This window comes from Streptomyces rishiriensis, from assembly GCF_030815485.1.
GTDB lineage: Bacteria > Actinomycetota > Actinomycetes > Streptomycetales > Streptomycetaceae > Streptomyces > Streptomyces rishiriensis_A.
This window is the reverse complement of record NZ_JAUSWV010000002.1, coordinates 6,524,087-6,548,574: the sequence shown is the minus strand read 5'-3', so window position 1 is coordinate 6,548,574 and position 24,488 is coordinate 6,524,087. Positions and strand designations below refer to the sequence as shown.

At 73.5% G+C, this 24,488-nt stretch carries 17 protein-coding genes and 2 pseudogenes; 5 read left to right on the top strand and 14 right to left on the bottom strand.

The annotated features are described in order from the left end of the window. Positions 1-375: 375 nt before the first annotated feature. From mgt to QF030_RS31600, 4 genes and pseudogenes are all read right to left on the bottom strand, one after another. Positions 376-1,615: pseudogene (gene mgt, locus QF030_RS31615) on the bottom strand (macrolide-inactivating glycosyltransferase). A gap of 120 nt (positions 1,616-1,735) precedes the next feature. After that, positions 1,736-3,010: an ABC transporter substrate-binding protein gene (locus tag QF030_RS31610; RefSeq protein WP_307165975.1), complete on the bottom strand. Its 1,275-nt coding sequence runs from the start codon at positions 3,008-3,010 to the stop codon at positions 1,736-1,738. Further along, on the bottom strand, positions 3,010-3,843 hold the full coding sequence (locus QF030_RS31605; protein ID WP_307165974.1) for a carbohydrate ABC transporter permease: 834 nt from the start codon (positions 3,841-3,843) through the stop codon (positions 3,010-3,012). The genes QF030_RS31610 and QF030_RS31605 overlap by 1 nt, the downstream gene beginning before the upstream one ends. Then, complete coding sequence (locus QF030_RS31600) at positions 3,840-4,775, bottom strand: carbohydrate ABC transporter permease (protein WP_307165973.1); 936 nt, start codon at positions 4,773-4,775, stop codon at positions 3,840-3,842. The genes QF030_RS31605 and QF030_RS31600 overlap by 4 nt, the downstream gene beginning before the upstream one ends. Positions 4,776-4,971: 196 nt before the next feature. On the opposite strand from QF030_RS31600, the gene QF030_RS31595 reads away from it, so the two are divergent. Beyond that, positions 4,972-5,835 carry a phosphotransferase enzyme family protein gene (locus QF030_RS31595; RefSeq protein WP_307165972.1) on the top strand — a complete coding sequence of 288 codons (864 nt, stop codon included), beginning with the start codon at positions 4,972-4,974 and terminating at the stop codon, positions 5,833-5,835. A 99-nt stretch (positions 5,836-5,934) separates the two neighbouring features. Here the strand turns inward: QF030_RS31595 and QF030_RS31590 are convergent, their stop codons facing one another. The 4 genes from QF030_RS31590 to QF030_RS31575 form a co-directional block, all read right to left on the bottom strand. After that, on the bottom strand, positions 5,935-6,657 hold the full coding sequence (locus tag QF030_RS31590; protein ID WP_307165971.1) for a 3'-5' exonuclease: 723 nt from the start codon (positions 6,655-6,657) through the stop codon (positions 5,935-5,937). 108 nt (positions 6,658-6,765) lie between these two features. Next, positions 6,766-8,004: an SAV2148 family HEPN domain-containing protein gene (locus QF030_RS31585; RefSeq protein ID WP_307165970.1), complete on the bottom strand. Its 1,239-nt coding sequence runs from the start codon at positions 8,002-8,004 to the stop codon at positions 6,766-6,768. 102 nt (positions 8,005-8,106) lie between these two features. Next, positions 8,107-9,453 carry a copper amine oxidase gene (locus tag QF030_RS31580; protein ID WP_307165969.1) on the bottom strand — a complete coding sequence of 449 codons (1,347 nt, stop codon included), beginning with the start codon at positions 9,451-9,453 and terminating at the stop codon, positions 8,107-8,109. A gap of 76 nt (positions 9,454-9,529) precedes the next feature. After that, entirely contained in the window at positions 9,530-10,351 is an 822-nt protein-coding gene (locus QF030_RS31575; RefSeq protein WP_307165968.1) for a Tat pathway signal sequence domain protein, read from the bottom strand. A 197-nt stretch (positions 10,352-10,548) separates the two neighbouring features. Between QF030_RS31575 and glgX the strand changes: the two genes are divergently transcribed. From glgX to QF030_RS31560, 3 genes are all read left to right on the top strand, one after another. Further along, on the top strand, positions 10,549-12,657 hold the full coding sequence (glgX, locus tag QF030_RS31570) for a glycogen debranching protein GlgX (RefSeq protein ID WP_307165967.1): 2,109 nt from the start codon (positions 10,549-10,551) through the stop codon (positions 12,655-12,657). 81 nt (positions 12,658-12,738) lie between these two features. Beyond that, the gene (gene treY, locus QF030_RS31565) at positions 12,739-15,090 is read left to right on the top strand and encodes a malto-oligosyltrehalose synthase (protein ID WP_307165966.1); all 2,352 of its coding nucleotides are present in this window, start codon (positions 12,739-12,741) and stop codon (positions 15,088-15,090) included. Positions 15,091-15,312: 222 nt separating this feature from the next. Then, positions 15,313-16,563, top strand: a complete 1,251-nt coding sequence (locus QF030_RS31560) for a M14 family zinc carboxypeptidase (protein ID WP_307165965.1) — start codon at positions 15,313-15,315, stop codon at positions 16,561-16,563. Positions 16,564-16,665: 102 nt separating this feature from the next. On the opposite strand, the gene QF030_RS31555 is transcribed toward QF030_RS31560, so the two are convergent. The 3 genes from QF030_RS31555 to QF030_RS31545 all read right to left on the bottom strand — a co-directional run bounded on the left by QF030_RS31555 (position 16,666) and on the right by QF030_RS31545 (position 19,330). Continuing rightward, positions 16,666-17,121, bottom strand: coding sequence for a subtilase-type protease inhibitor (locus QF030_RS31555; RefSeq protein ID WP_307165964.1), 456 nt, complete (start codon positions 17,119-17,121; stop codon positions 16,666-16,668). Beyond that, a complete protein-coding gene (locus tag QF030_RS31550) occupies positions 17,118-18,446 on the bottom strand; it encodes a M14 family zinc carboxypeptidase (RefSeq protein ID WP_307165963.1) in 1,329 nt (442 codons plus the stop codon). The genes QF030_RS31555 and QF030_RS31550 overlap by 4 nt, the downstream gene beginning before the upstream one ends. Positions 18,447-18,778: 332 nt before the next feature. After that, positions 18,779-19,330, bottom strand: a complete 552-nt coding sequence (locus QF030_RS31545) for a DUF1707 and FHA domain-containing protein (RefSeq protein WP_307165962.1) — start codon at positions 19,328-19,330, stop codon at positions 18,779-18,781. Positions 19,331-19,495: 165 nt separating this feature from the next. On the opposite strand from QF030_RS31545, the gene treZ reads away from it, so the two are divergent. After that, positions 19,496-21,241: a malto-oligosyltrehalose trehalohydrolase gene (gene treZ / locus QF030_RS31540; protein WP_307165961.1), complete on the top strand. Its 1,746-nt coding sequence runs from the start codon at positions 19,496-19,498 to the stop codon at positions 21,239-21,241. A 151-nt stretch (positions 21,242-21,392) separates the two neighbouring features. Here treZ and QF030_RS31535 read toward each other — a convergent pair whose 3' ends face one another. The 3 genes and pseudogenes from QF030_RS31535 to QF030_RS31525 all read right to left on the bottom strand — a co-directional run. After that, positions 21,393-22,364, bottom strand: a complete 972-nt coding sequence (locus QF030_RS31535) for an aminoglycoside phosphotransferase family protein (protein WP_307165960.1) — start codon at positions 22,362-22,364, stop codon at positions 21,393-21,395. Positions 22,365-22,412: 48 nt separating this feature from the next. Further along, positions 22,413-23,546: an aminopeptidase P family protein gene (locus QF030_RS31530; RefSeq protein WP_307165959.1), complete on the bottom strand. Its 1,134-nt coding sequence runs from the start codon at positions 23,544-23,546 to the stop codon at positions 22,413-22,415. A gap of 154 nt (positions 23,547-23,700) precedes the next feature. Then, positions 23,701-24,325, bottom strand: a pseudogene (locus QF030_RS31525) (LysE family translocator); the annotation flags it as partial. Positions 24,326-24,488: the final 163 nt, after the last annotated feature.

Below are 24,488 nucleotides of genomic sequence, written 5' to 3'. Positions count from 1 at the left end.
GACCAGGCTCGGGACAGGCCTGGAGCATGGCCGGCACCCGGCTCAGAACCGGCCCAGGTCCCGGTGGGACCGGCCCAGGTCCCGGTGGACCGGCCCAGGTCCCGGTGGACCGGCCCAGGTCCCGGTGGACCGGCCCAGGTCCCGGTGGACCGGCCCAGGTCCCGGTGGACCGGCCCAGGTCCCGGTGGACCGGCCCAGGTCCCGGTGGACCGGCCCAGGTCCCGGTGGACCGGCCCAGGTCCCGGTGGACCGGCTCAGGTCCCGGTGGGACCGGCTCAGGTCCCGGTGGGACCGGCTCAGGTCCCGGTGGGACCGGCTCAGGATCTGGCCCCGAACCTGAATCGGGACCCGGTTCGACGCCGGTCGAGGCGATGCTCAGGGCCGCTTCCTCGTCAGCTCGGCCTCGATGAGGTCCGCCGCCCGGTGGGTGCCGCCCTCGTCCGCCATCTCCGCCTGGATCGCCTTGAGCCGACGGGTGACCTCCGGGTCGTCGACGAGCGCGAGGGCGGCTTCCCGCAGGGTCTCGGCGCTCGCCTCGGACGTGGCGATCTGCCGCGCGACACCGAGTCCCTGGAGCATGTCCGCGTTGCCGAACTGGTCGACGGCCTGCGGTACGGCGATCATCGGCGTGGCCGTGGCCAGTCCCTCCTGACTGCCGCCCGCGCCGGCGTGCGTGACGAACAGGTCGGCCTGTTTCAGGACCGCCAACTGCGGCACCCAAGGACGCACTTCGACGTTGTCGGGAACGGTGCCCAGCGCGGCGGGATGGACGTGCCTGCCGATCTGGAGCACGAGGTGCCAGCCGGGCAGGTCGCCGAAGGCCCGCACACACTCCCGGTAGAAGTCCCGGTCGGTGAAGGTCGAGCCCAGCGAGACGAGGACGACCTTCTCCGCCCGCTCGGGACGCGTCCACTCGCCCTCGGCGGCGCGGTCGCCCTGGCAGGCGCCGACGAACGTGTAAACGCTTTCGTCGACCCGGTCGGCGTGTGGCTGGAGCGCCCGGGGGATCAGCACGAGGGAGCGGGCCGGGCGGCCGACGAAAGGATCCGGGTGTTCGGTGATCCCGTTCTCCTTCAACCAGGCATGGAAACGCGCGTAGTAGGCCTTTCCGCGCTCCGTTTCCCTCGGCTCCGCCCACATCGGCTCGGCGACTTCCTCCTCGTAGCCCTCCCAGGCCACGAGGTTGGGCGAGAGGGAGATCGCCGGCACGTCCCAGCGGTGGGCGAGGACGCGGGCCGGGTAGGCGGTGATGTCGTGCAGCACCAGGTCCGGCTCGTCCCCTTCGTACGCCTCGATCAGCTGGGGCAGGGCCTGGATCGCGTCGGCCAGGAAGGGCTCGACGTTGTCGAGGAGGGTGCTCCCCCAGGCGGAGGGGTCGTCGTCGGGCGAGGGCAGCGTCGAGTGCCACGGCTTGACCTCGGCGCCGGTGCCGGCGACCTTCTCGGCGAAGACGGGCGGGATCGCGTACGTCACCCGGTGCCCGCGCGCGACGAGCTCGCGGATCACCTCGAGGCTCGTGTTCACGTGCCCGTGGGCGGCGATGGAGAACATGGCGACATGGGCGGGGCGACTGGTCATACCGTCGACCGTAAGCGAGACGATACGTCTCGTGCAACCGGAATGACGTGGGTCGGCCGCCGCGACAGCGCTCGTCGGTCCCCCTTCGACCCACCGCCGGACCGGTCGCCGAAACGACCGCCGAACCGGTCGCCGAACCGGTCGCCGGGCGGGCCGTTCACCGCTGGTAGCGGGCCAGCACCAGGTTGCCGTCCTTCTCGAGCCGCTCGCGCAGTTCGCTGAGTCCGATCGCTCCGCTGTAGTACTCCTGGAACGCGGGGGTGGCGACCTTGTCCTTCCACTCGGCATAGCCCCGGACGGCCTGGGCGGGCGCCGGGCGCAGGTGTTCGGCGAGGGCGGTACCGGTCGCCCAGCCGTCCTTCGCCGTGTGCAGGGCGGGGTCGGCGAGGGCCTGCGTGCCGGTCGGCAGCATCCAATCGCCCAGCGCGAGCCGCACCATGTTCCCGGGCCGGAGCAGGAAGTCGATGAAGGCCGCCGCCTCTTCCTTGTGCGGGCTGTCCTCGGCGACGGACAGCGTCTGCGGACTGACCCCCTGGGCGAGCCCGTCGGCGCCCGCCGGAGCGGGCAGCACCTGCCAGTCGAACCCCTTGGGCGCCTGCTGCACGATCTGCTGGCGGTAGGAGAAGCCGAGCGGGACCATCGCGTACCGGCCGCCGAAGAACCCGGGAAGGGTGTCCGAGCCGCCGCTGCCCAGCGTCGTGGGCGAGGCGCTGTGGTCGGTGTCGACCTGGTCGTGGATGGTGCGCGGTACGACCTCGTCGCCGGCCTCGAAGCGGACGGTGACCTTCCCGTCCGCTCCCCGGTGGAACAGCCGGCCGCCCGCCGACAGGGAGAGGTTGAGGGTGGCCGAGACGGGCTCCTTCAGCGGCCAGGCGACGCCGTACTCGCCGTCGCCGCTGAGCTGTCGCGTGATGTTCCGGAACTCCGGCCAGCTCCAGGGGTGTTCGGGGGTCGGGATCCGTACGCCGGAGCGCTTCAGCCAGGTCGCGTTCGCGACGAGGACGCGCGGCTCCTGGAGGAACGGCACGCCGTAGACACCGTCGCCGAAGGTCGTGGTCCGCCAACTGCGCTGCGGGATGTCCGACGTGAGGCGGGCGGGCAGCAGACCGGTCAGATCGGCCAGGTAGCCGCCGTGGGCGAAGTCGGCGAGGTCGTCGGAGGCGTCGTGGATGATGTCGGGGGCCTCGCCGCCCTCGAAGGAGGTGAGCAACTGGTCGTGGACGCTCGACCAACTTCCCTGTACGTAGTCGACCTTGACGTCGGAGTGGGTGGCGTTCCACTCCTCGACCAGGTCCTTGTTGGCCTGGACGGACTCCTCCTGCCAGGCGAGGGACTGGAAGCGGAGGGTGACGGGCCCTCCGTCGTCCGTTCCGTCGGCGGTACAGCCCGCGAGGAGCAGCAGGGCTGCCACGATCAGCGCTCCGGTCCGCATCAGCTCTTCACCGCCCCGGCGAGCATGCCGCCCGTGATCCGTCGCTGGACGACCGCGAAGACGGCCAGCGAGGGGAGGGTGGCGAGGAAGGCGGCGGCGGCCAGGGGGCCGAGGTCGGCGACTCCCTCGGTGCCGATGAAGTGGGTCAGCACGACCGGCAGGGTCTGTTTCTCCGGGGTCTTCAGCAGCACCAGCGCGAAGAAGAACTCGTTCCACGCCGTGACGAACGCGAAGAGCCCCGTCGCCACGATCCCGGGGGCGAGCAGCGGCGCCGTGACCGAAACCAGCGTCCGCAGCCGTCCGGCGCCGTCGATGGCCGCCGCCTCCTCGAGTTCGACGGGGACGGCCCGGACGTATCCGACGAGCATCCACAGCGCGAAGGGCAGCGCCCACACCACGTACACCATCACCAGGCCCGGCACGGAGTCGATCAGCCGCAGGTTCTTCAGCACCAGGAACAGCGGGATGATCACCAGCACGAACGGGAACGCCTGGCTGACCACCACCCATCCGGACGCGGCCCGCGCGAGCCGGGTGGGCCGGCGGGCCATGACGTAGGCCATCGGGGTGGCGAGGACGACGGCGATCACGGCGGCGCTCACCGCGGCGAGCAGGGAGTTGAACGCGGCGTGCAGCAGGGGCTGCTCGTCGAACGCCTGGCGGAAGTTGCCGAGGGTGGGGTGCTCCGGGATCCAGGTGGGGTGCAGGCTGCCCAGTTCGCGCGCGGGCTTGAACGCCACGGAGAGCAGCCAGAGGAAGGGCAGGGCGAGGAAGACGAGGTAGCCGAGCAGGGCCGCGTACTGGCCGGCCCGGGCCCCGGGGCGCGTCCTCACGCGTCGTCACCTCCCCTGATGCGGCCCACCAGGAACAGGGCCAGGAACACCGAGATCACCGCGACCATCACACAGCCCATCGCCGCCGCGTACCCGAACTGGCCGTAGCGGAAGGCCTCTTCGTAGGCGAAGAGCATGGGCAGCCGGGTGCGGCCGCCGGGTCCGCCGTTGGTCAGCACATAGACCAGGGCGAAGGAGTTGAAGTTCCAGATGAAGTTCAGGGCCGTGATGGCGAGGGCGATGGGCCGCAGGGCGGGCCAGGTGACCGTCCGGAAGCGACGCCAGGCGCCCGCGCCGTCGACCGCGGCCGCCTCGTGCAGTTCCCTCGGGGTGTTCTGGAGGCCGGCGAGCAGGGCGACCGTCGTCTGCGGCATGCCCGCCCACACGCCGACGACGATCACGGCGGGCAGGGCCGTCGTCAGTCCGCTGAGCCAGTCGCGCCCGTCGCCCAGACCCAGGTCGCGCAGGGTCTCGTTGAGGATGCCGGCGTCCGGGTTGTAGACGAGCCGCCACATGACGCCGACGACGACCTCGGGCATCGCCCAGGGGATGATCGCGAGGGCGCGGGCCAGCCAGCGCAGCCGCAGGTCCTCGTTCAGGAGCAGGGCGAGGCCGAGAGCGAGCAGGAACTGCGGGACCGTCACCCCGACCGCCCAGACCAGGCCGATCCGGAACGACTCCCAGAACAGCGTGTCGTGCAGCAGGTCGGAGAAGTTGAGGACGCCGATCCACCGGGTGGGCGCGGTGCGGCCCGACTGGGCGTCGGTGAACGCCAGCAGGATCCCGTACAGCAGCGGGCCGACGCTGAGGGCCAGGACGGGGATCAGGGCGGGGAGGACGAGGAACCACGCGCCGTGGCCCGCGGTGCCGCGCGGCGGGCCGGTGCCGGGCGCGCGACGCGCCGTCCGTCTCTTCTCGGTCGCCGACGACACCGGATCCGCCCCCTTCCCCCGGCTGTGACGGGCCCCGTCATGGTCGTGAAGGTGCTGTACCCCGTCAAGAGACCGTGCGCACGGCCCGATCCGTGCGAATGCGACACTGACCGTCGGACGGCCGGATCACGACGCCGTCCGGCGGCGTCGGGCGGCGTCGGGCGGCGTCGGGCGGCGAACCACACGGAGGCGGACGATGGACGAGGCACGGGCGCGGGACGTACTCGCCGCGGCGGGCGTACTGACCGGCCCGGCGGCGGACGCGCGGCTCCTCGCCCTGGGTGAGAACGCGGTGTTCGCCGCCGGTGACCTGGTGGTGAAGGTGGGCCGTGACGCCGAACTCCTCGACCGGGCCCGGCGCGAGCTCGCGGTCGCGGCCTGGCTGGCCGGGGCGGGGGTCCCGGCGGTGCGGGCCGCCGGGCCGGAGCCGCTGCTCGTCGAGGGCCACCCGGTGACCCTGTGGCACCGGCTGCCCGACCCCGTGCGCCCCGCCGAGCCACGGGATCTGGCCGAACTGCTGCGTCTCGTGCATGCCCTGCCCGCCCCCGCCTTCGGCCTGCCCGCACGCGATCTGCTGTCGGGTGTCGAACGCTGGCTGCGGCTCGCGGGCGACGCGATCGACCCGGCGGACGCGGCGTATCTGCGCGAGCGCCGCGACGGCTTCGCCGCGGCGGCCGCCGCCCTCACCCCGCATCTGCCGCGCGGTCCGATCCACGGCGACGCGCTGCCCCGCAATGTGCACGTCGGGCCCGACGGTCCGGTCCTGGTCGACCTGGAGACCGTCTCCGCCGATCTGCGCGAGCACGACCTGGTGGTGATGGCGCTCTCCCGCGACCGGTACGGGCTGCCCGCCGAGGCCTACGACGCCTTCACCGGGACCTACGGCTGGGACGTGCGGGAGTGGGCGGGGTGCACGGTCCTGCGGGGCGCCCGCGAGACCGCGAGCTGTGCCTGGGTCGCCCAGCACGCGCCCGGCAACCCCGAGGCGCTGACGGAGTTCCGGCGCCGGGTGGCGTCGCTGCGGGACGGCGACGAGGCGGTGCGATGGTATCCGTTCTGATCCGGGCGCTGCGGGCCTGGCGGACCGCCGCCGGGGGCGGGAAGGACGCGGACCTGCCCCGGACCGGCGGCCGGTGAGCGCGGCCGGGGTCGCGGGACGTCAGACGGTCTTCTCCGCCGGCTCCCGCACCGGCCAGGCCCCGTCCACCACTGCCTCCGCGTCCCCCTTGCGGCGGAGGAAGCTCTGGAAGTCCGCCGCCCACTCGGCGTACCACTCGATCTGGCGGCGGTGCAGCTCCGCCGGGCCGAGGGACGCGACCTTGGGGTGGCGGCCGGCTATCGCCCGCGCGAGGCGGGCCGCCGCGAGGGCGTCGGCCGAGGCGTCGTGCGCCGAGTCGAGGCGGACGCCGTACTCGGCGCAGACCGCCTCGAGGTTGCGCTTGCCGCGCCGGTAGCGGTCGACCGAGCGGTCGATGGTGTACGGGTCGACGACCGGTGCCGGGTCCACGCCGCCCAGGCGGTCGCGCAGCGAGGGCAGCCCGTGGCGCCGCAGTTCGGCGGAGAGCAGGGTCAGGTCGAAGGCGGCGTTGTAGGCGACGACCGGGACCCCGGTGCGCCAGTAGCCCGCGAGGACGTCGGCGATCGCGTCCGCTACCCGGTCCGCGGGAGCGCCTTCGCCGGCCGCCCGCTCGTTGCTGATCCCGTGCACCGCGACGGCGTCCGCCGGGATCTCCACGCCCGGGTCCGCCAGCCACTCGCGGTGTCCCAGGACCTGCCCGTCCCTGACCTCGATCACGGCTCCCGTGACGATGCGCGCCTCGCGCGGGTCCGTCCCGGTCGTCTCCAGGTCGAAGCCGACAAGCAGCTCCCGGTACCAGGCCATGGTGGCCCCCCTTCTTGGTGGTGCTTCCCCCAGTGGTCTCCACCCTCGCACGCACCACTGACAATCAGAGGACCGCGTTCCGCTCACCCTCCGGGCGAAACGGATGATTCAGGACACCGGCCGCGAGTCCGCCCAGGCCAGCTCGAACTCCTCGCGGTATGCCGGGAAGATTCCGCTGTCGTCCTGTTCGCCCGGTCTGACCACCCGGTTGCCGTTGCGCAGCACCAGCACCGGCGCCTCCATCCCGCGCATGCGCCGCAGGTAGGACTGGATCACCGCGATGCCGTCGGTGCCGTCGCCGTCGACCAGATAGGCGGTGAAGCGGGGTGTCTCGTCGTACACCTGGATCTGGAAGGCGCCGGGGTCGCGCAGCCGGGCGCGGACGCGGCGCATGTGCAGGATGTTCATCTCCACCGCCCGGCTCAGCTCGCCCCGTTTCATCCCGAGTTCGCGCTCGCGGCGCTTGACCGCGCTGGAGGCCGGGTTGAGGAACAGCAGCCGGACCCGGGCGCCGGCCTCGGCGAGGCGGACCAGACGGCGGCCGGAGAAGTTCTGCACGAGCAGGTTGAGGCCGATGCCGATGGCGTCGAGGCGGCGGGCGCCGTCGAAGATGTCCTCGGCGGGGAACCGGCGCAGCAGCCGCACCCGGTCGGAGTGGACGGCGACCACGTCCGCGTACCGGTCGCCGACGAGGTCCTCGACGGCGTCGACGGGCAGCCGGCGCGCCGAGGGCACGTCGCCGCTGGTGCCGAGCATCTCCAGCAGACGTGCGGAGGCCCGCTCGGCCTGCCCGAGGACGGCCTCGGACAGGGCCCGGTTGCGGGAGACGACGTTACGGGTCACCTCGAGCTCGTCCAGCGCGAGTTCGACGTCCCGGCGGTCGTCGAAGTACGGCTCGAAGCACGGCCAGTGCTGCACCATCAGCTCACGCAGCTGGGGCAGTGTGAGGAAGGAGATGACGTTGTCGTCGGCCGGGTCGAGCAAGTAGCCCTTGCGGCGGCTGACTTCGCGCACGGCGACCGCGCGCTGCACCCACTCCTGGCCGGCGGGTCCGGCCGCGGCGACCACCCATTCGTCGCCGTGGACGGGTTCGTAGACGGGCCGCAGCACGGCGGCCACGACGGCGCGCAGCCGCTGTTCGACGAGGTTCAGCCAGATGTAGGCCCGGCCGGCCCGCTGGGCGCGGGTGCGTACCTCCCGCCAGGCTTCGGCGTCCCAGTCCAGCTCCGGTCCGATGGCGTTCGTCTCCATCGGCCGGGCCAGCGACACCGTGCCGGGCGGGACGTCTGCGGAGCCCCCCTCGTGACCCTCGTCACCAGGGGGCAGCTCCAGCCCTCCCGAGCCCACCCGCGCACCGCCTTCCGCTCCCCCGAGCACTCCCCGTCCCAACGATCAAGGAAGGGTACTCCGGGAGCGGCGGGCGGTGCAGCCGGATGGACAGGTCGTTTCTCAACTACCGCTGTTCGACTCACCGTTCTGTCCGGCCAGCGCGGACGGAGTGAGCGGATTCATAGCGGTGACGTCCCGGGGGACGAGCGAGAAGCCCTGCCAGTGGACCGGCATGGGCTGCTGGTCCTCGTCCCGGGCGATGTGGTGGAATCCCACGTTCACCCAGGTCACGGGGTGGGTGAGGGTCTGTCCGTTCACCCACTTGTCGACGGAGGTGCCGTGCAGGGGGCTGCCGCAGTCGCGGACGTTGTTGCTGGCGTACTGCTCGCACTGGTTGTACTGCGTGAAGTAGACGTCGTGCTGGGTGAACCTGCGCCCCGGGTACGTGGCGGTGGCGCCGGGGACGAGTTCGTAGGAGCGGGCGTGGCCGTCCTTGTTCTTGCCGGTCGCGCTGACCACCCGCCACCAGCGCATGTTCTGTGCGTCGCCCGCGAGTTCCGTGGTGACGGGCGTGCGGGTGGTCCTGGCGGTCGGGCCCTGTCCGCCGCCGGCGGGCGGGCTGACCACCGAGTCGTACTGCTCCACCTTGGTGGCCGAGGAGCCGTCGAGGCCGAAGTCGAGCCGCCAGAAGACGTTGTGGCTGTGGCTGGTGGCGTAGGACTTGGCGCCCTTGCCTATCGGCCAGCCGCGGCCGTCGCCGGCGTCGTAGTCGAAGGGCGAGAGGCTGCCGGTGGCGCCGACGTTCATGTTGACGGCGCCGTCGTCGGAGAAGCGCCACTCGGTGATGTACTCGTACCAGCCGACCTTGTTGACGGTGTAGATCAACAGGTCCTTGCCCTGGGCCTGGTAGACCTTGTTGCCCGTGTCCGACTGCATGCGGTAGGCGTGACCGCGCGAACGGGTCGTGGTGCACAGGCCCTTGACGTTCGGGTTGTCGGAGAAGGACTCGGGGACCTTGATGGTTTTGAGGGTGCCGCCGGGGCACTCGGCGGGCGTCATCCCGACCAGGCCCGAGCCGAAGTTGTAGTCGGTGATGTCGTTGTACTCGTTCTTGCCGTCGTCGTACGGCACGTGGATCTGGGCGATCTTGGCGCTGTTGAGGACCTTGATCGGCTTGGTCTCGCCGGGTGGCTGGTAGGAGATCTTCTCCAGGACCAGGCCGGACTTGGCCTCGAAGCGCCAGCACATGCGCCAGGTCGTGCCGGTGGCGAGCTTCTGTTCGATGCGGTAGGCGGCGCTGCAGTCGGCGGCCGCCGCGGGGGCCGCCTTCGGCCGGGCGGCGGCCGGGCCGGCTCCGGCGGCCGCCCCGGTGGCCAGCGCGGCCACACAGAGGCCGACGGCCGCCCCCCGGTGGACACGGCCGGCGCCCTGCGGCCGAAGGCCGCCGATCAGATTCGGAACACGCATGTGGACATGACTCCCTGTGCCTCCCGCTGCGGAAGGCAGGTCGGAAAACGGACGTGGAGGTGGGCCTGCTGCGGATTCAGCCGCTGAGCCGGACGACCTTGCGGGTGCTGAGGTCGATCACCAGGGACCGGGCGTCGATCCACGGGCCGTTCCTGACCTTCGGCAGCAGCCGCACGCAGCGGTGTTCCCCGCACGTGTCGAGGACGGCGGGCTCGGCGCCCGGCACCGCGCGGTAGATCATGGCGGCGATCTGCAGCTGGTCGGGAGAGCTGAGCTCCTTGCCCGTGGCGTCCTTGAAGTCGGCCTTCAGGCCCGCGCCCAGCGGGTCGGCGATCAGCAGGCTCGCGGCCTCGCTCTGCTCGGCGGCGCTGAGCGGCGGCTGGACGCCGTGCCGGGCGCCGGTGCCCTCGACCTTGCCGGTGTCGAGGTTGACGGTCCTGGTGACGAGCGTGTCGTCCTTGTAGTCGTAGAACGACACCACCGCGCGCCGGGGCGCGTCGGGGTCGTCCACCTCGTCGGCCGCGGGTTCGGCGAGGTCCACGCCCAGGCGCTGCGGGCCGCGGTCGCCGTCCACGTCCTCACTGGCGTTGAACTGCTGCCGGTCGAGCGCGATCTTCTCCACGCGCGCGATCTCGTCGTCGGTGAGCGGGTCGCGGCCCTCGCCCCTGGCGCCCTCGGCGGGCGCCTCCTCGACGACACCGGGCTGTACCGCAGCCCCCGTGTCCCCCTGCTGCTGTCCGGCTGCCTGCCGCGTGCTCGGGCCGCCCTTGCCGCCTCCTGTGTCGTCCGCCCCCGCCGTGCCCGGAAGGGTGATCCCCACCATCACGGCCGTCGCGGCCACCGCGATGGCCGTACCCGCCACCACCTTGCCCAGGTGGCGGCGCACTGTCGTGCGCACAAATTCCCCCTGCTCCCCCTGTTGCGCGGGAGTACGTTTCTGCCCCACTGGTTCGGCACAGGACGTGAGTCACCTGTCGTCCTGTGCACTGGTCGTCAGGTAAGAGGGGCGTAAGTCACAGGTGGTTCCCCCACTTTCCTGGAGACTCGACGTTCAAGGCGCCCCGACGGGGCGAGACACCTGAAAGAGTCGTGTCCATGCAGGTCTGGCCTGGAGAGGCGTATCCCCTCGGTGCCACGTACGACGGCGCCGGCACGAACTTCGCGGTCTTCACGGAGGCCGCGGACCGAGTAGAGCTGTGTCTGCTGCACGACGACGGCTCGGAGACGGCGGTGGAACTGCGCGAGAGCGACGCGTTCGTCCGGCACGCGTACCTGCCGGGCGTCATGCCCGGGCAGCGGTACGGATTCCGGATGCACGGCCCCTACGAACCCGCGCGCGGGCAGCGCTGCAACTCGGCGAAGCTGCTGCTCGACCCGTACGCGAAGGCGATCAGCGGTTCCGTCCGGTGGGGCGAGGAGGTGTACGGCTATCACTTCGACGCCCCCGAACGGCGCAACGACCTCGACTCGGCGCCCCACACCATGACCTCGGTCGTGGTCAACCCCTACTTCGACTGGGGCGACGACCGCAGGCCGCGTACCGAGTACCACCACACGGTGATCTACGAGGCGCATGTGAAGGGCCTGACGATGCGCCACCCGGGGCTGCCGGAGGAGCTGCGCGGCACCTACGCGGCGCTGGCGCACCCGGCGATCATCGAGCATCTGACGGAGCTCGGGGTCACGGCCCTGGAGCTGATGCCGGTGCACCAGTTCGTCAACGACCACCGGCTGGTCGACATGGGCCTGAACAACTACTGGGGCTACAACACGATCGGTTTCTTCGCCCCGCACAACGCGTACGCCTCCTGGGGCGACCGCGGTCAGCAGGTCCTGGAGTTCAAGTCGGCGGTGCGGGCGCTGCACGAGGCGGGCATCGAGGTCATCCTCGACGTGGTCTACAACCACACCGCCGAGGGCAACCACCTGGGCCCGACGCTGTCCTTCCGGGGCATCGACAACCAGTCCTACTACCGGCTGACGGACGATCCCCGCTACTACATGGACACCACGGGCACCGGCAACTCCCTGCTCATGCGGTCCCCGCACGTCCTCCAGATGATCATGGACTCGTTGCGGTACTGGGTGCTGGAGATGCACGTCGACGGGTTCCGTTTCGACCTCGCGGCGACCCTGGCCCGCCAGTTCCACGAGGTGGACCGGCTGTCGTCGTTCTTCGACCTGGTCCAGCAGGACCCGGTCGTGTCCCAGGTCAAGCTGATCGCGGAGCCGTGGGACGTGGGCGAGGGCGGCTATCAGGTGGGCAACTTCCCGCCGCTGTGGACCGAGTGGAACGGCAAGTACCGCGACACCGTGCGGGACGTGTGGCGGGGCGAGCCGCGCGCGGTCGGCGAGTTCGCCTCCCGGCTGACCGGTTCCTCCGACCTCTACCAGGACGACGGGCGGCGTCCGCTGGCCTCCATCAACTTCGTCACCTGCCACGACGGGTTCACCCTGCACGACCTGGTCTCCTACAACAACAAGCACAACCAGGCCAACGGGGAGGACAACCGGGACGGCGAGAGCCACAACCGGTCCTGGAACTGCGGTGCGGAGGGCGCGACGGAGGATCCCGGGGTCCTGGAGCTGCGGGCCCGGCAGATGCGGAACTTCCTCGCCACGCTGATGCTCTCCCAGGGCGTGCCCATGATCAGCCACGGGGACGAGTTCGGGCGCACCCAGCAGGGCAACAACAACGCCTACTGCCAGGACAGCGAGCTGGCCTGGGTCCAGTGGCCCGAGGAGGGCAGCGAGCTGCTGGACTTCACGCGCGCGTTGGTGTGGCTGCGCAAGGAGCATCCCGTCTTCCGGCGGCGCCGCTTCTTCCACGGCCGGCCGGTGGAGGGCACGCACGACGAGCTGTCGGACATCGCCTGGTTCACCCCCGAGGGCAAGGAGATGGCGCCGCGGGACTGGGACCGGGCCCAGGCGTCCGCGCTGTCGGTGTTTCTCAACGGCAACGCGATCTCCGAGCCGGGTTCGCGTGGGGAACGGATCACCGACGACTCCTTCCTGCTGATGTTCAACGCCTCGGCCAAGCCGATGGAGTTCGTGGTGCCGGTCGACCACGGGCGGCAGTGGCAGGTGGTCGTGGACACCGGGAACCCCCAGGCGCCGGCGCCCGGCGCGGGCCCGAAGGTGCAGGCCGGGGCCCGGCTGAAGCTGGTCGACCGGAGCATGACGGTGCTCCAGCGGCCGACCTAGCCGGGCCGGGAGGGCACGGGAGCGACCCGCCTGGAGGAGGTGTGTGACACGAAACGCGGCGGGACGGGTACGTAGGTTGTCATGACCCCTGAGCGACGTGACGCCTCCGTTCCCGTGCCGCCCACGGCCACCTACCGGTTGCAGCTCCAGCCCGAGTTCCCGTTCGGGGCGGCGACGGCGGCCGTGCCGTACCTGGCCTCGCTCGGCGTCTCGCATCTGCATCTGTCCCCCGTCCTGGAGGCCGTACCGGGCTCCCCGCACGGCTACGACGTCGTGGACCCCACGCGCGTGCGGGCGGAGCTCGGCGGGGAGGAGGGACTGCGGGCGCTGGCGCGGACCGCGCGGGAGCACGGGCTCGGGCTGGTGGTGGACATCGTGCCGAACCACATGGCGATGGCCCCGCGTCACAACCACGCCTTGTGGGAGGTGCTGCGCGAGGGGCCGAAGTCGCCGTACGCGCGCTGGTTCGACATCGACTGGGAGGCGCAGGGCGGCCAGGTGCTGCTCCCGGTGCTCGGCGGCCCCGTCGGGTCGGAGCTGGCAGGGCTGAGGGTGGACGGCGACGTGCTGCGCTACTACGACCACGTCCTCCCGCTGCGCGAGGGCACCGAGGGGCTGCCGCTGCCGAGGCTGCTGGACGCCCAGTGGTACCGGCCGGTGTGGTGGCGGCTGGCCCGCACCGAGCTGAACTACCGGCGCTTCTTCAGCATCTCCGAACTCATCGGCGTGCGGGTGGAGGATCCGGAGGTGTTCGAGGCCACCCACGGCACGATCCTGCGGCTGCTGCACGAGGGCGTCGTCGACGGGCTGCGGGTGGACCACCCCGACGGCCTCGCCGACCCCGACGCCTATCTGGAGCGGCTGCACTCGGCGAGCGGCGGCCGCTGGACGGTCGTCGAGAAGATCCTGGCCGACGGCGAGCGGCTGCCGGACTCCTGGCCCGTGGCCGGCACCACCGGCTACGACGCCCTGCGCCACGTCGACGGCCTCTTCGCGGATCCCGAGGGGGCCGGGGAGCTGCTGGCCCACTACCGGCGCTTCGCGGCCCCGCAGACGGACCGGGGCGGCGACTGGGCGGCGACGGTGCGCCGGGCGGCGTACAAGGTGCTGACGCACGAGCTGGCGGCCGAGACGGAACGGCTGACCCGGACGGCGTCCCGGGTGTGCGCCGCGTCGGCCGACCCGGGCCTGCGCGACCGGGCGCCCTGGGCCCTGCGGACGGCGCTGGAGGAGCTGCTCGTGCGCATGGAGGTGTACCGGCCGTACGCCTCGGGCGACCCGGCCGCCGTCGTCACCGAGGAGGCGGCCGCCGAGGCGCGGCAGGCGTTCGTCGTGCCGGAGGAGGCGGGCGCCGTCGACGTGGTGCGGAAGCTGGTGCTCGGCGGGGAGGGGCCGGCCGGGGCGGAGTTCCGGGCGCGGTTCGCGCAGACGGCGTCCGCGCTGCGCGCCAAGTCGGTGGAGGACACGGCGTTCTACCGGTACGTGCCGGTGGCGGCGGCGAACGAGGTGGGCGGCGACCCCGGCGCCCCGGGGGTCTCCCCGGCCGGCTTCCACGCGTACTGCGCGCGCGTGCAGCGCGACTGGCCGGCCACCGGGACGGTCGTGTCGACGCACGACACCAAGCGCAGCGCCGACGTGCGCGCCGCGCTCGCCGTGCTCACCGAGTGCCCGCAGCGCTGGGCGGACGTCCTGGCGGAGGTCACCCGCGCGCAGGAGGGCGTACCGGACGGACAGCTGGCGTGGGCGGCCTGGCAGACGGTCTTCGGACTCGGGCCGGCGGCCCCCGAGCGCGTCCAGGAGGCACTGCTCAAGCACGTGCGCGAGGCGGGGCTGTACACGAGCTGGACGGAGCAGGAGCCGGCGTACGAGGAGGCGGTGGCGGCGTTCGTGGCGGCGGGGCCGTGCGGAGTGCCGGGTGAGCGGGTGACCGCGCTGCGCGCCGCGCTGGAGCCGTACATCCGGGCGAACGTGCTCGGTACGGCGCTGGTGCACCTGACGATGCCCGGGGTGCCGGACGTCTACCAGGGCACGGAGAGCGAGTACCGGGCGCTGGTGGACCCGGACAACCGGCGCCCGGTGCGCTTCCCGCCGGACGACCCCGGCGTCAAGGGCACGGTGACCGCCGCCGCGCTGCGGCTGCGCCGGCGGCGGCCGGAGGTCTTCGGGGACACCGCGGGGTACGAGCCGTTGGCCGCCGAGGGAGCGGCCGCGGCCCACTGTCTGGCCTTCGCTCGCTCCGGCCGGGTGGTGACGGCCGTGACGCGGCTGTCGCTGCGGCTGGCGGAGGCGGGCGGCTGGGGCGAGACCCGGCTCGCGCTGCCCCCGGGCACCTGGGCCGACGTCCTGGCTCCCGAGCGGGAATTCACCGGCCACGCGCGCGTGGCGGAACTGTTCGAGGGGCTGCCGGTGGCCCTGCTGGAGCGGGCGGACTGAGAACCTCGCCGTGGTCGTCCGGCCCACCCGCCGGCCGCGGGGACCGCGGACGTGGGAGGGCGCACGCGCGGGGAGTGCGGGCGGGGAGTGCGGGCGGGACGGTCGTACCCCCCGCCGGCGCGCACGTCCGAGCGCCCCCGGAGCCTCCCCGCAGGCGTTCTTGACAGTTACCAGAGAGCGTGGGGTACTGCGGATGCGAAGGCCGGGCGGACGATAACGGGGGTGAGTCTCCTGCCGGAGCTGCGCTACCCCACGGTGGCCGAACTGACGTCGTCTGTCCGGGCTCTGGCCGCGCGCCACCCCGGAATGTGCGCACTGCGGCAGGTGGGTCTCTCCCGTGCGGGCAGGCCCCTGCACCTGCTGTCCGTGGGGCACGCCCGGCGGGCCGTGCTCGTCGTCGCGGGTGCCCACGCCAACGAGCCGACCGGCGGCTCGACGCTGCTGGCGCTCGCCGAACGGGTCTCGCAGGAGCGGAAGTTGCGGGACGGCACGTCCTGGCACTTCCTGCTGTGCGCGGACCCCGACGGGGCGAGCCTGCATGTGACCCCGGCGCCGCGCAGCCTGCTGGAGTACCACCTCGGCTTCTTCCGGCCCGCCGGTCCTGAGCAGCCGGAGTGGTCCCCCGCCGTGCTGCCGCCGGACCGGCTGCCTCCCGAGACGCGCGCGCTGACCCGGGTCATCGACGAGCTGCGGCCCTACCTCCAGGTGACGCTGCACGGCACCGACCTGGGCGGCAGCTGGGTGCAGCTGACCAGGGACATCCCGGGTCTCGCCGAGCCGTTCGTCAAGTCCGCCGCCCGGTTGCACATCCCGGTGGAGACGGGCGCGTCCGACGCGGCGGGCTGGCCCGCGTCCGGGCCCGGCGTGCATGTGATGCCGGCCGCCGGGACGGAGGCGGCGTACCCGAGCATGCCGGACGACGCCCGGCACAGCACCTGGTACCACGCCCATCGTTACGGCGGTCTGACCGCGGTGGTGGAGGTGCCGATGTGGGCGAGCGACATGGTGGACGATCCCGCCCCGCATCCCGCCCCGGCCGCGGCGATGCGGCGCCTGGCGCGGCGGCTGCTGCGGGACGCCACGGAGGTGGAGCGGGTGCTCGTCGAGGCGCTGCCGCGTCTGGAGGGCGTCGACGGACCCCTGCTGCGGGCGGCGAAGTGGGCGCTGGAGCTGGTGCCCGGGCTGGCCGCGGACTGGACGGACACCCCGCCCGCCGACACGACGATGGCGTACGTCGGCAGCGTGGACGCCTTCGCCCGTCGGCTGCCCCTGCGGGCGGCCGCGATGCTGTGGCGGGTCCTCCAGGAGAGCGACGACCACGCCGCCCCACGTCTGGAACACCTCGTCGAGACGTGGAGCGACGCCTTCGCCTATCGCTTCCGGGCCCGCTGGGTGCCCCTGGAGAACCAGGTCGAGCACCAGTCCCGCACGGTCGTCGCGGCCGCCCTGCACGCGCGCGAACAGGCGGCATGACAGGCGGCACGACGGGCGGACGACGGGCGGGACGACGAGGGGGACGACGGACAGGGCGGTGGCCGCGGGCACGCGCGGGTGTCCGCGGCCGTCCCGGCCGGGTCAGACCTCGGGCACCTCCTGGTCGTCCAGGGCGAACACCGCCCCCGTCAGCGCCTCCCGCTCGCAGTCGTTGCCGAAGGTGCGCTCGTAGTCGACCGGGCGCCCGTTCCACTGCCCCTGTGCGCGGACCGTGACCGGCGCGTACATGAGCGGGCAGACGCGGCTGCCGTCCGCGGTGAGCGCGTCGACGTCCCCGTCGGCCTGCGTCAGGACGTCGCAGGCCTCGACGGCGCGGGAGTGGCCCTGGGGAGGGTCGCACAGCAGCAGGGTGCCCCGGGTGTCGCTGGAGCGGGAGTCGCCGCGGGTGACGGTGAGCTGGAGCCAGTTGCCGGAACGGGCGTCGTGGGAGACCGCCAGGGCCGGTGCGGCGCCGACGGCGAGAAGGAGGGCGGCCGCGGCCGGGAGCGCGCGCCGTACGGCTTTCGCCGACCGGAGACAGGTGAGGGAATACGTCATTCCCGATGCATCGGCACGACCGGCTGCGTACCCCAGTCCGACTCACCCGAACGGGCACCCGCGGGCTCGGCGGCGTGGCGGCCTGCCAGCTCGAACGCGGCGAACACGACCCGCGCCTGGTACTCCGCCTGGCGTGCGACGGGAATCCAGCGCGCCCCGCACCCCTCCTGGTAATCGGCGCACCACGCGTCGATGAGCCCGTCCAGCTCCGGCAGCGCGCCGGTGGGATCGTGTCCGGCGCCGGTGACGAGCTGGTGCAGCAGGCCCGCCGTCCGGACGGCGATCCGGCGGCCCGCGATGCGCAGGGCGGTCAGATGCGCGGTGCTGAGCGAGGGCAGCGGGCGGGCGGGGTCGGCCGTGGCGGGGTCCCAGGCGGCCGCGAGACCGGGGCAGACCAGGAGATAGTCGTCGACCGGGGCGAGCAGACGGGCCGCGTCGGGCGCACCGGCGAGATGGGGCCGGACCCGCGCGAGGATACGTTCCAGCAACTGTGCGTCATGGCGCAGGGCTGAGCTCACGGCCCGCAGCGCCGCGTCCCGGTCGGCGGGCGGCGAGTCGTCCTCGACGGCGGCGACGCCCCACATGGGCGCCTCGACGACCGCGGTGACCGTGCCGTACCGGTGCGGGTGGTACCAGGTCGACTCGACGGCGGCCTCCGTGATCGCTGCGGCCAGGTCACGCGGCCGCGGTGGCGGGATCCGGTAGACGGCGGGTCCGAGACGGGGCCAGTACAGGCTGTCGTAGGGCCCGAGTTCGCGGGGGATGCCGAGGCGGGCGGCGGCGTGGGCTACGCGCCGGGAGAGACCGGGCAGGTCGCGGGTGAGTTCCACGAAGGCTCCGCCGACGTCGACGCCGTGCAGCGAGCACTGGAAGGTGGGTTTCAGTTCGTCCTGGAGGCGGAGCAGCGTACGGGTCTCCGGCAGCGCGGCGGCGGCCGCGCCGTCGGGCAGCCACTCCGGTTGCTCCAGGAAGCCGGGCCGGAAGAAGTGACGGAAGTAGCGGCCGAGGCTGTAGGGGCCGGACAGCCAGCCCTCGTTGCGGCGCAGGCCGTCGGGGTCGAGACAGAGCAGCAGGTTCCAGGTGGCGTCGGCGCCGACGGTGAACCGCGGGTCGGCGAGGACGCGTTCGGCCAGCCGCAGGACGGTGGCGCCGCCGACGGGCTCGTTGGCGTGCGGTCCGGCGACGACGAGCGCCTGGCGGGCGCCCCGGCCGACGGAGAGCAGCCACAGGGGCGAGCCCGCGCGGGAGACGCCGACGCGGCGCAGCCGGACGTCCCCGGAACCACGGACGGCGAGCGCGGCCGCGCGGGCCGCGAGTTCGTCCACGGTCGGGTAACGGAGGAGGGGCGGCAGGGCACACCTCCCACGGGACGGCACCGTCGGTTCACCTGGAGTGTCTGGTGTACGCACAGTGAGTCATGGGCCGGGGGTACGTCAACACCGCGGTGGCGGTGGGGACTTGACCCGACCGTGGCCGCTCGGGCGAGCCCGGGGTCGCCGTCGGCCCGCCGGGACGCCACGGTTCGACGGACCGCATACGGACCGACAGGCGGGCACGCGGACAGGCCGCGCAAGCGCGACGGGCGAGCGCGACGATGCGTCCGGGTCGGGGCGGGGCCTCGGGCCGGCAGGTCGGTTCGGTGGGCCGGTTGGGTGGGTCAGTTCACCGAGAGGCGGAAGGCCATGCGGCCGAAGGCGACCTGGTCGCCCTCGCGGACCACGGCCGCTCCGATGACCCGGCGTCCGTTGACCGTGGTGCCGTTGGTGGAGCCGAGGTCGCGCAGCACCCACATCCCGCCCTGGCGGACGAGTTCGGCGTGCACCCTCGAGACGCTCTCGTGGGTCAGTCTGAGGCCGCTCGCGGGGTCGCGGCCGATGCGCAGGGCGCTCGCGGTGCCGGGGTGCGGCAGCAGCAGCTTGGGCAGCCGCTCGGCCTGCCAGGCCCTGCGCAGCCGTACGGTGAAGCCGGAGACCGCTTCGACGCTGCCGAAGACGGCCCTCGAGAGGCGGCTCTCCCTGGGCAGGTCGGCGGTGAGGACGGCGAGCTCGTCGGAGCGGCGGGCGACGAGAGCCAGCTCCATACGCCGGATGAACGTGTCGTGCGACAGTCGCCCCATGGCGACGCCGTCACGCAGCACCTTCAGCGCCCGGTCGCGCTCCACGTCGGACAACCGCGCGGGGTACGTGTTGAACTCGAAAGACGACGTCACGGTGGTGATTGTCGGTCAGTGGACGGCGGGTGTCCAGAAGACGCGAAAACGCCCGGCACGCGCGCGTGCCGCCAATGGGAGTGTTACCAAAGCGGATTGATCTCCGGTGGAGCACGATGGACGCGACGGGCTACATCACCGTGAGCAGACGAAGGGGAACCGTCCGTGCAGTTCGAGGTGTGGGCACCGAAGGCCGAACGTGTGACGCTCCAGTGCGACGACGTCACCCACGCGTTGGAGCGCGATCCGGAGCGGGCGGGCTGGTGGACCGGTGAGGCGGAGGCCGCGGACGGCTCGCGGTACGGGTTCGCGGTGGACGACGGACCCGTCCGCCCCGATCCCCGCTCGCGCCGTCAGCCGGACGGCCCGGACGGACTGAGCGCGGTCGTGGACCAGGCCCGCCACGAGTGGCGTACCCCGTGGCCGGGCCGGCCGCTGCCGGGGGCGGTCCTGTACGAGCTGCACGTGGGCACCTACACCCCCGAGGGCACGCTGGACGCCGCCGCGGAGCGCCTCGGGCATCTCGCGGAACTCGGTGTCACCCACGTCGAGTTGATGCCGCTGTCCGCGTTTCCCGGCCGGCACGGCTGGGGGTACGACGGGGTGTCGCCGTGGGCGGTGCACGAGCCGTACGGCGGCCCCGAGGCGCTGAAGCGGTTCGTCGACCGGGCCCACGCGCTCGGCCTGGGCGTCGTCCTGGACGTGGTGCACAACCACCTGGGCCCGTCCGGCAACTACCTGCCCGAGTTCGGCCCGTACTTCACGGAGACCCACCAGACGCCGTGGGGCGCCGCCATCAACCTGGACGCGCCCGGCTCGGACGAGGTGCGCGCCTATCTGCTGGACAGCGCGCTGGCCTGGCTGCGCGACTACCGGCTCGACGGGCTGCGGCTGGACGCGGTGCACGCGCTCGCGGACACGCGCGCGTGCCACTTCCTGGAGGAGCTGTCGGCGGCGGTGGACGCCCTCGCCGAGGAGACCGGCCGGCCGTTGTTCCTGGTCGCCGAGTCCGACCTGAACGACCCGCGGCTGATCACGCCCCGCCGGGCGGGCGGTCTCGGCCTGCACGCCCAGTGGAACGACGACTTCCACCATGCCGTGCACACCGCGCTCACCGGCGAGTCGCAGGGCTACTACGCGGACTTCGCGCGCGCCCCGTTCGCCGCGCTGGCCAAGACCCTCACCGGCGGCTACTTCCACGACGGCAGCTACTCCGGCTTCCGTGGCCGGCGCCACGGCCGCCCGCTCGACCGCACCCGCCTGCCCGCGCACCGGCTCCTCGGGTACAGCCAGACCCACGACCAGATCGGCAACCGCGCCCAGGGCGACCGCCTGTCGGCGTCGCTCTCCCCCGGGCTGCTGGCCTGCGCGGCGGCGCTGACGTTGACCGCGCCGTTCACACCGATGCTCTTCATGGGCGAGGAGTGGGCGGCGGGCACACCCTGGCAGTACTTCACCGACCACACCGACCCGGAGCTCGCCGAGGCCGTACGGCGGGGCAGGCGGCGGGAGTTCGCGGCGCACGGCTGGGCCGAGGAGGACGTGCCCGACCCGCAGGACCCGGCGACCCGCGAGCGCTCCTGCCTGGACTGGTCCGAGCCGCAACGCGAGCCCCACGCGCGCGTGCTGGCCTGGTACCGCGAGCTGATCGCGCTGCGGCACGCGACCGCGGACCTCACCGATCCGGATCTGGCCGACATCAAGGTCGCCCACGACGCACAGGCGCGCTGGCTGGCGTTCCGGCGCGGTGACGTCCGGGTGGCGGTCAACCTCGGCAAGGAGCCGGCCGCCATCCCCCTGGGCCCGCGTCCGGCCCGCGTACTGGCCACCTGGGATCCGGTGGACGTACCGGGCCGGGACGGGCTGCTGCATGTCCCCGGCGAGTCGTGCGTGGTACTGGCGCAGGACTGAGGACTGAGGACTGAGGCATCCCGGTGGGGCGCCCCCTGGGACGACACCGTGGGCGACCCCTTGGGGTGACCCCCGTGGGGTCGTCCCGTGGATGGCCCGGCGGAGGGACCGCTCGCCTCCGTACGGCCGTCCCCCGCCCTCCCCCGTCCGCTCATCCCTCCTCGTGGGGCCCGCCGTCCTCGCCCTCCACGCGGAACTCCGTCACCCGCTCGAGCAGGATGGCCTCCCAGGCCCGTCCCAGCCGCACCCGCGGGAGGGTGAGCGCCTCGGCGTCCCGCGGACGGGCGGTGCGGCCGTCGAGGCGTTCCGCGAGGCGGACGACGGTGTCGCAGCGGGCGAGCCACAGGCCGCGCAGGCAGGGGCGGGCTCCGTAACCGGCGAGGGTGGCGGCGCGGACGGCGGCGCCGGAGCCGACGGCGAGGGCGAGCCCGGCGATGTCCTCGGCGGGGTCCCCGAGGACCGCGCCGGTCCAGTCGAGGACACCACGCACCCGGCCGTCGGCGCTCACCACGAGGTGTTCGCCGCGCAGGGCGTGGTGGACGAGGACGGCGGTGCCGGGCTGGGCGGCGAGCTGCGCCGCGCCGGACGAGGTGAGCTGCTGGAGGCGGGCCGGGTCGAACTCGTCGGCGCGGGCGAGGCGTTCGGCGGAGGCCACGGCCATCCGGCGCAGCGCCTCCAGGGAGCGCGGGGCGGTGCGCGGCACGCCGAGCGTCTCGGCCTGCCGGGGCGGCACCTCGCGCAGCCCTCGGAGCAGTCCGGCGAGGTCGGCCTCGCCGACGGCCGACACGTCGTGCTCCTCGGCGGTGCCGCCGGGCAGCTTGGTGTCGAGGGTGTACATCAGCCCGGGAGACCACTCGCCGTGCGCGACGCTGGTGGGCACGGCGACCGGGACGTGCGGGCGGACGAGCTCGCGCAGCCGCAGTTCCCGGCGGCGGCGCAGGGTCGTCGCGCGGTCGGTGGCGAGGCGCAGCACATGGCGGGTGCCGACCCACCAGGTGGCGGGCGAGCCGCCCGCGGCGACGGGCCGTACCTCCGGCCCCGAGCCGCTCGCGCCGCCCTCGTCGAGGAGCGCACGGACCAGTCGGCGGACGGTGTCCGCGGTGGGTGTCGGTGCCTGGGTCATGGTCGCGCCGTTGCCGTTCGGATGGGTGGCCGGGACTCCTGGGGCAGGTCAGTCCACTATGACCAGCTCGCGGGTGGTGTCGTTGAGACGGCGGCCGCCGTCCTCGGTGACGGTGACGATGTCCTCGATGCGCACGCCGAACCGGCCCGGCAGGTAGACCCCGGGCTCCACGGAGAAGCACATGCCGGGCACGAGGGGCCGCTCCTCGCCCTCGATCATGTACGGCGGCTCGTGGGTCGTGACGCCGATGCCGTGGCCGGTGCGGTGGACGAAGTAGTCCCCGTAGCCGGCGTCCGCGATGACCGCGCGGGCGGCCCGGTCGACCTCCTGGCAGGCGACACCCGGCCGGACGGCCCGGAAGCCCGCCTCCTGGGCCTCGCGCACGAGGTCGTGGACCCGGCGCTCCTCGTCGGTGGGCTCGCCGACGTGCACGGTGCGGGAGGTGTCGGAGCCGTAGCCGTCCTTGAGGCCGCCGAAGTCCAGGACGACCATGTCACCGTGTTCGATGACCCGGTCGCCGACCTCGTGGTGCGGGTTGGCGCCGTTCGGCCCGGAGGCGACGATGGTGAAGTCGACCTGGGAGTGCCCGTACCGGCGCAGCAGCCCGGCGAGGTCGGCGCCGACCTCCCTCTCCCGGCGCCCGCGGAAGGGGACCTCGCGGATCTCCTCGAACGTCGCGTCCGCGGCCGCGCCCGCGGCCGCCATCAGCTCCAGCTCCGCCGCGTCCTTGACGGCGCGCAGCATCGGCAGGGCCTCGGTGAGCGAGGCGTAGGAGGTGGCGGGCAGGGCCCGCTGGAGGCCCAGCAGGTGCATCGCCCAGGCGTTGTCGCTGATGCCGAACCGGCCGTCCCGGTCGACGAGGGCGGCGGTGGCCGCGTAGGGGTCCTTGCCGTCCGTCCAGTCCCGCAGGGTGAGCGCCGGGGCGCCGACCGCCTTCGCGGCGTCGGGGGCCTCCAGCGTCGGCACCACGAGGACGGGTTCCCGGCCGGGGGCGAGGACGAGCACGGTGAGCCGTTCGGTGGCGGCGGTGGGCGCGTAGCCGGTGAGCCACACGAGGTCGGGTCCGGGTGCCACGAGCAGTCCGGCGAGTCCGGCGTCGGCGGCCTCGCGCACGGCCCGCCGCATACGGGCACGGTAGTCGTCGGCGGTGAAGGGCGACGTGGCGGTGGCGGTGCCGGTCATCCGGGCCTCCCAGAAAGGACGTGGCGACTGAGGTGTGACGGACGTGATGACGCTGACGTGACGGCCACGGGCAGCATCCTGCCCGTACGGCGGGGGTCGCGCGAGCCGGTCGGCGCGGATCCCGGGCGGGTGACCGGCCCGGGTCGGCCGCCCCGGCCAGGCGCAGGCCCGGGAGCGGCAGGACGCCGCCGGAGACCCGCTCCGGGCGGCGGCGTGCCCCGGCCCGGGTCAGGGGGCCTTCATCCCGCCGAAGAACCGGACGCAGAGGCTGTAGTAACCAATCTCGCAAACCGCCCGGAGCGCGGCGAGCCCCGCCACGGCCGGCGGGTGCGGGGCGCTCTGCGGCCGGAACTGCGGCAGGAAGGACAGGGCCGGGACGGCCGCCTTGGGGTGGGCGAGATTCGGCAGCGGCCCGCCCGGCTGCGAGGCCCGGCCGCTCTGTCCGGCGCCCTTCCGTCCGCCGGCGCCCTTCCGTCCGCCGGCGCCCTTCCGTCCGCCGGCGCCCTGCGCGCCGCCGGTCCCGGTCCGGCGGGCCTGCCGCGGGGCCCGCCCGCCGAACCGGAGCAGCACGACGGCGCCGCCGCCGCACGGCACGTCGTACGCCACCTGTGAGGCGGTCGGCAGGGCCGTCGAACCGAACGCGGCGACGACGCCCCGGACGAACGCGCCGGTCTCGTTGCCGAGCACCGTCGGGAAACCGGCACGGCGGCTGCGCAGCGACTGCTGACGATGAGCACGGTGCCCGGCCCGGGAGAGGCGGCGAGGGCGCAGGCGCCCAGGGAGGCCGGGCAGGCCGGAGACCAGGGGCGCCAGGAAGGCCAGGGGGCCGGTCGGCATGACGCTCACGGTGGCACGGTGAGGTCCGCCCTGGCCGGTGGTCCGCCCGGCGGTGGCGACGGCCGGGCGTCTGCGGCCCGGCGGCGCTCAGGGCCGCCTCGGGCC

What these genes read in the sequence shown, in the direction of transcription:
- treY (WP_307165966.1), top strand. Translation starts at nt 12,739, where the DNA reads ATGACCCCTGAGCGACGTGACGCCTCCGTTCCCGTGCCGCCCACGGCC.
- QF030_RS31610 (WP_307165975.1), bottom strand. Translation starts at nt 3,010, where the DNA reads ATGCGGACCGGAGCGCTGATCGTGGCAGCCCTGCTGCTCCTCGCGGGC.
- QF030_RS31530 (WP_307165959.1), bottom strand. Translation starts at nt 23,546, where the DNA reads ATGACCGGCACCGCCACCGCCACGTCGCCCTTCACCGCCGACGACTAC.
- QF030_RS31580 (WP_307165969.1), bottom strand. Translation starts at nt 9,453, where the DNA reads ATGCGTGTTCCGAATCTGATCGGCGGCCTTCGGCCGCAGGGCGCCGGC.
- QF030_RS31535 (WP_307165960.1), bottom strand. Translation starts at nt 22,364, where the DNA reads ATGACCCAGGCACCGACACCCACCGCGGACACCGTCCGCCGACTGGTC.
- QF030_RS31555 (WP_307165964.1), bottom strand. Translation starts at nt 17,121, where the DNA reads ATGACGTATTCCCTCACCTGTCTCCGGTCGGCGAAAGCCGTACGGCGC.
- glgX (WP_307165967.1), top strand. Translation starts at nt 10,549, where the DNA reads ATGCAGGTCTGGCCTGGAGAGGCGTATCCCCTCGGTGCCACGTACGAC.
- QF030_RS31595 (WP_307165972.1), top strand. Translation starts at nt 4,972, where the DNA reads ATGGACGAGGCACGGGCGCGGGACGTACTCGCCGCGGCGGGCGTACTG.
- QF030_RS31590 (WP_307165971.1), bottom strand. Translation starts at nt 6,657, where the DNA reads ATGGCCTGGTACCGGGAGCTGCTTGTCGGCTTCGACCTGGAGACGACC.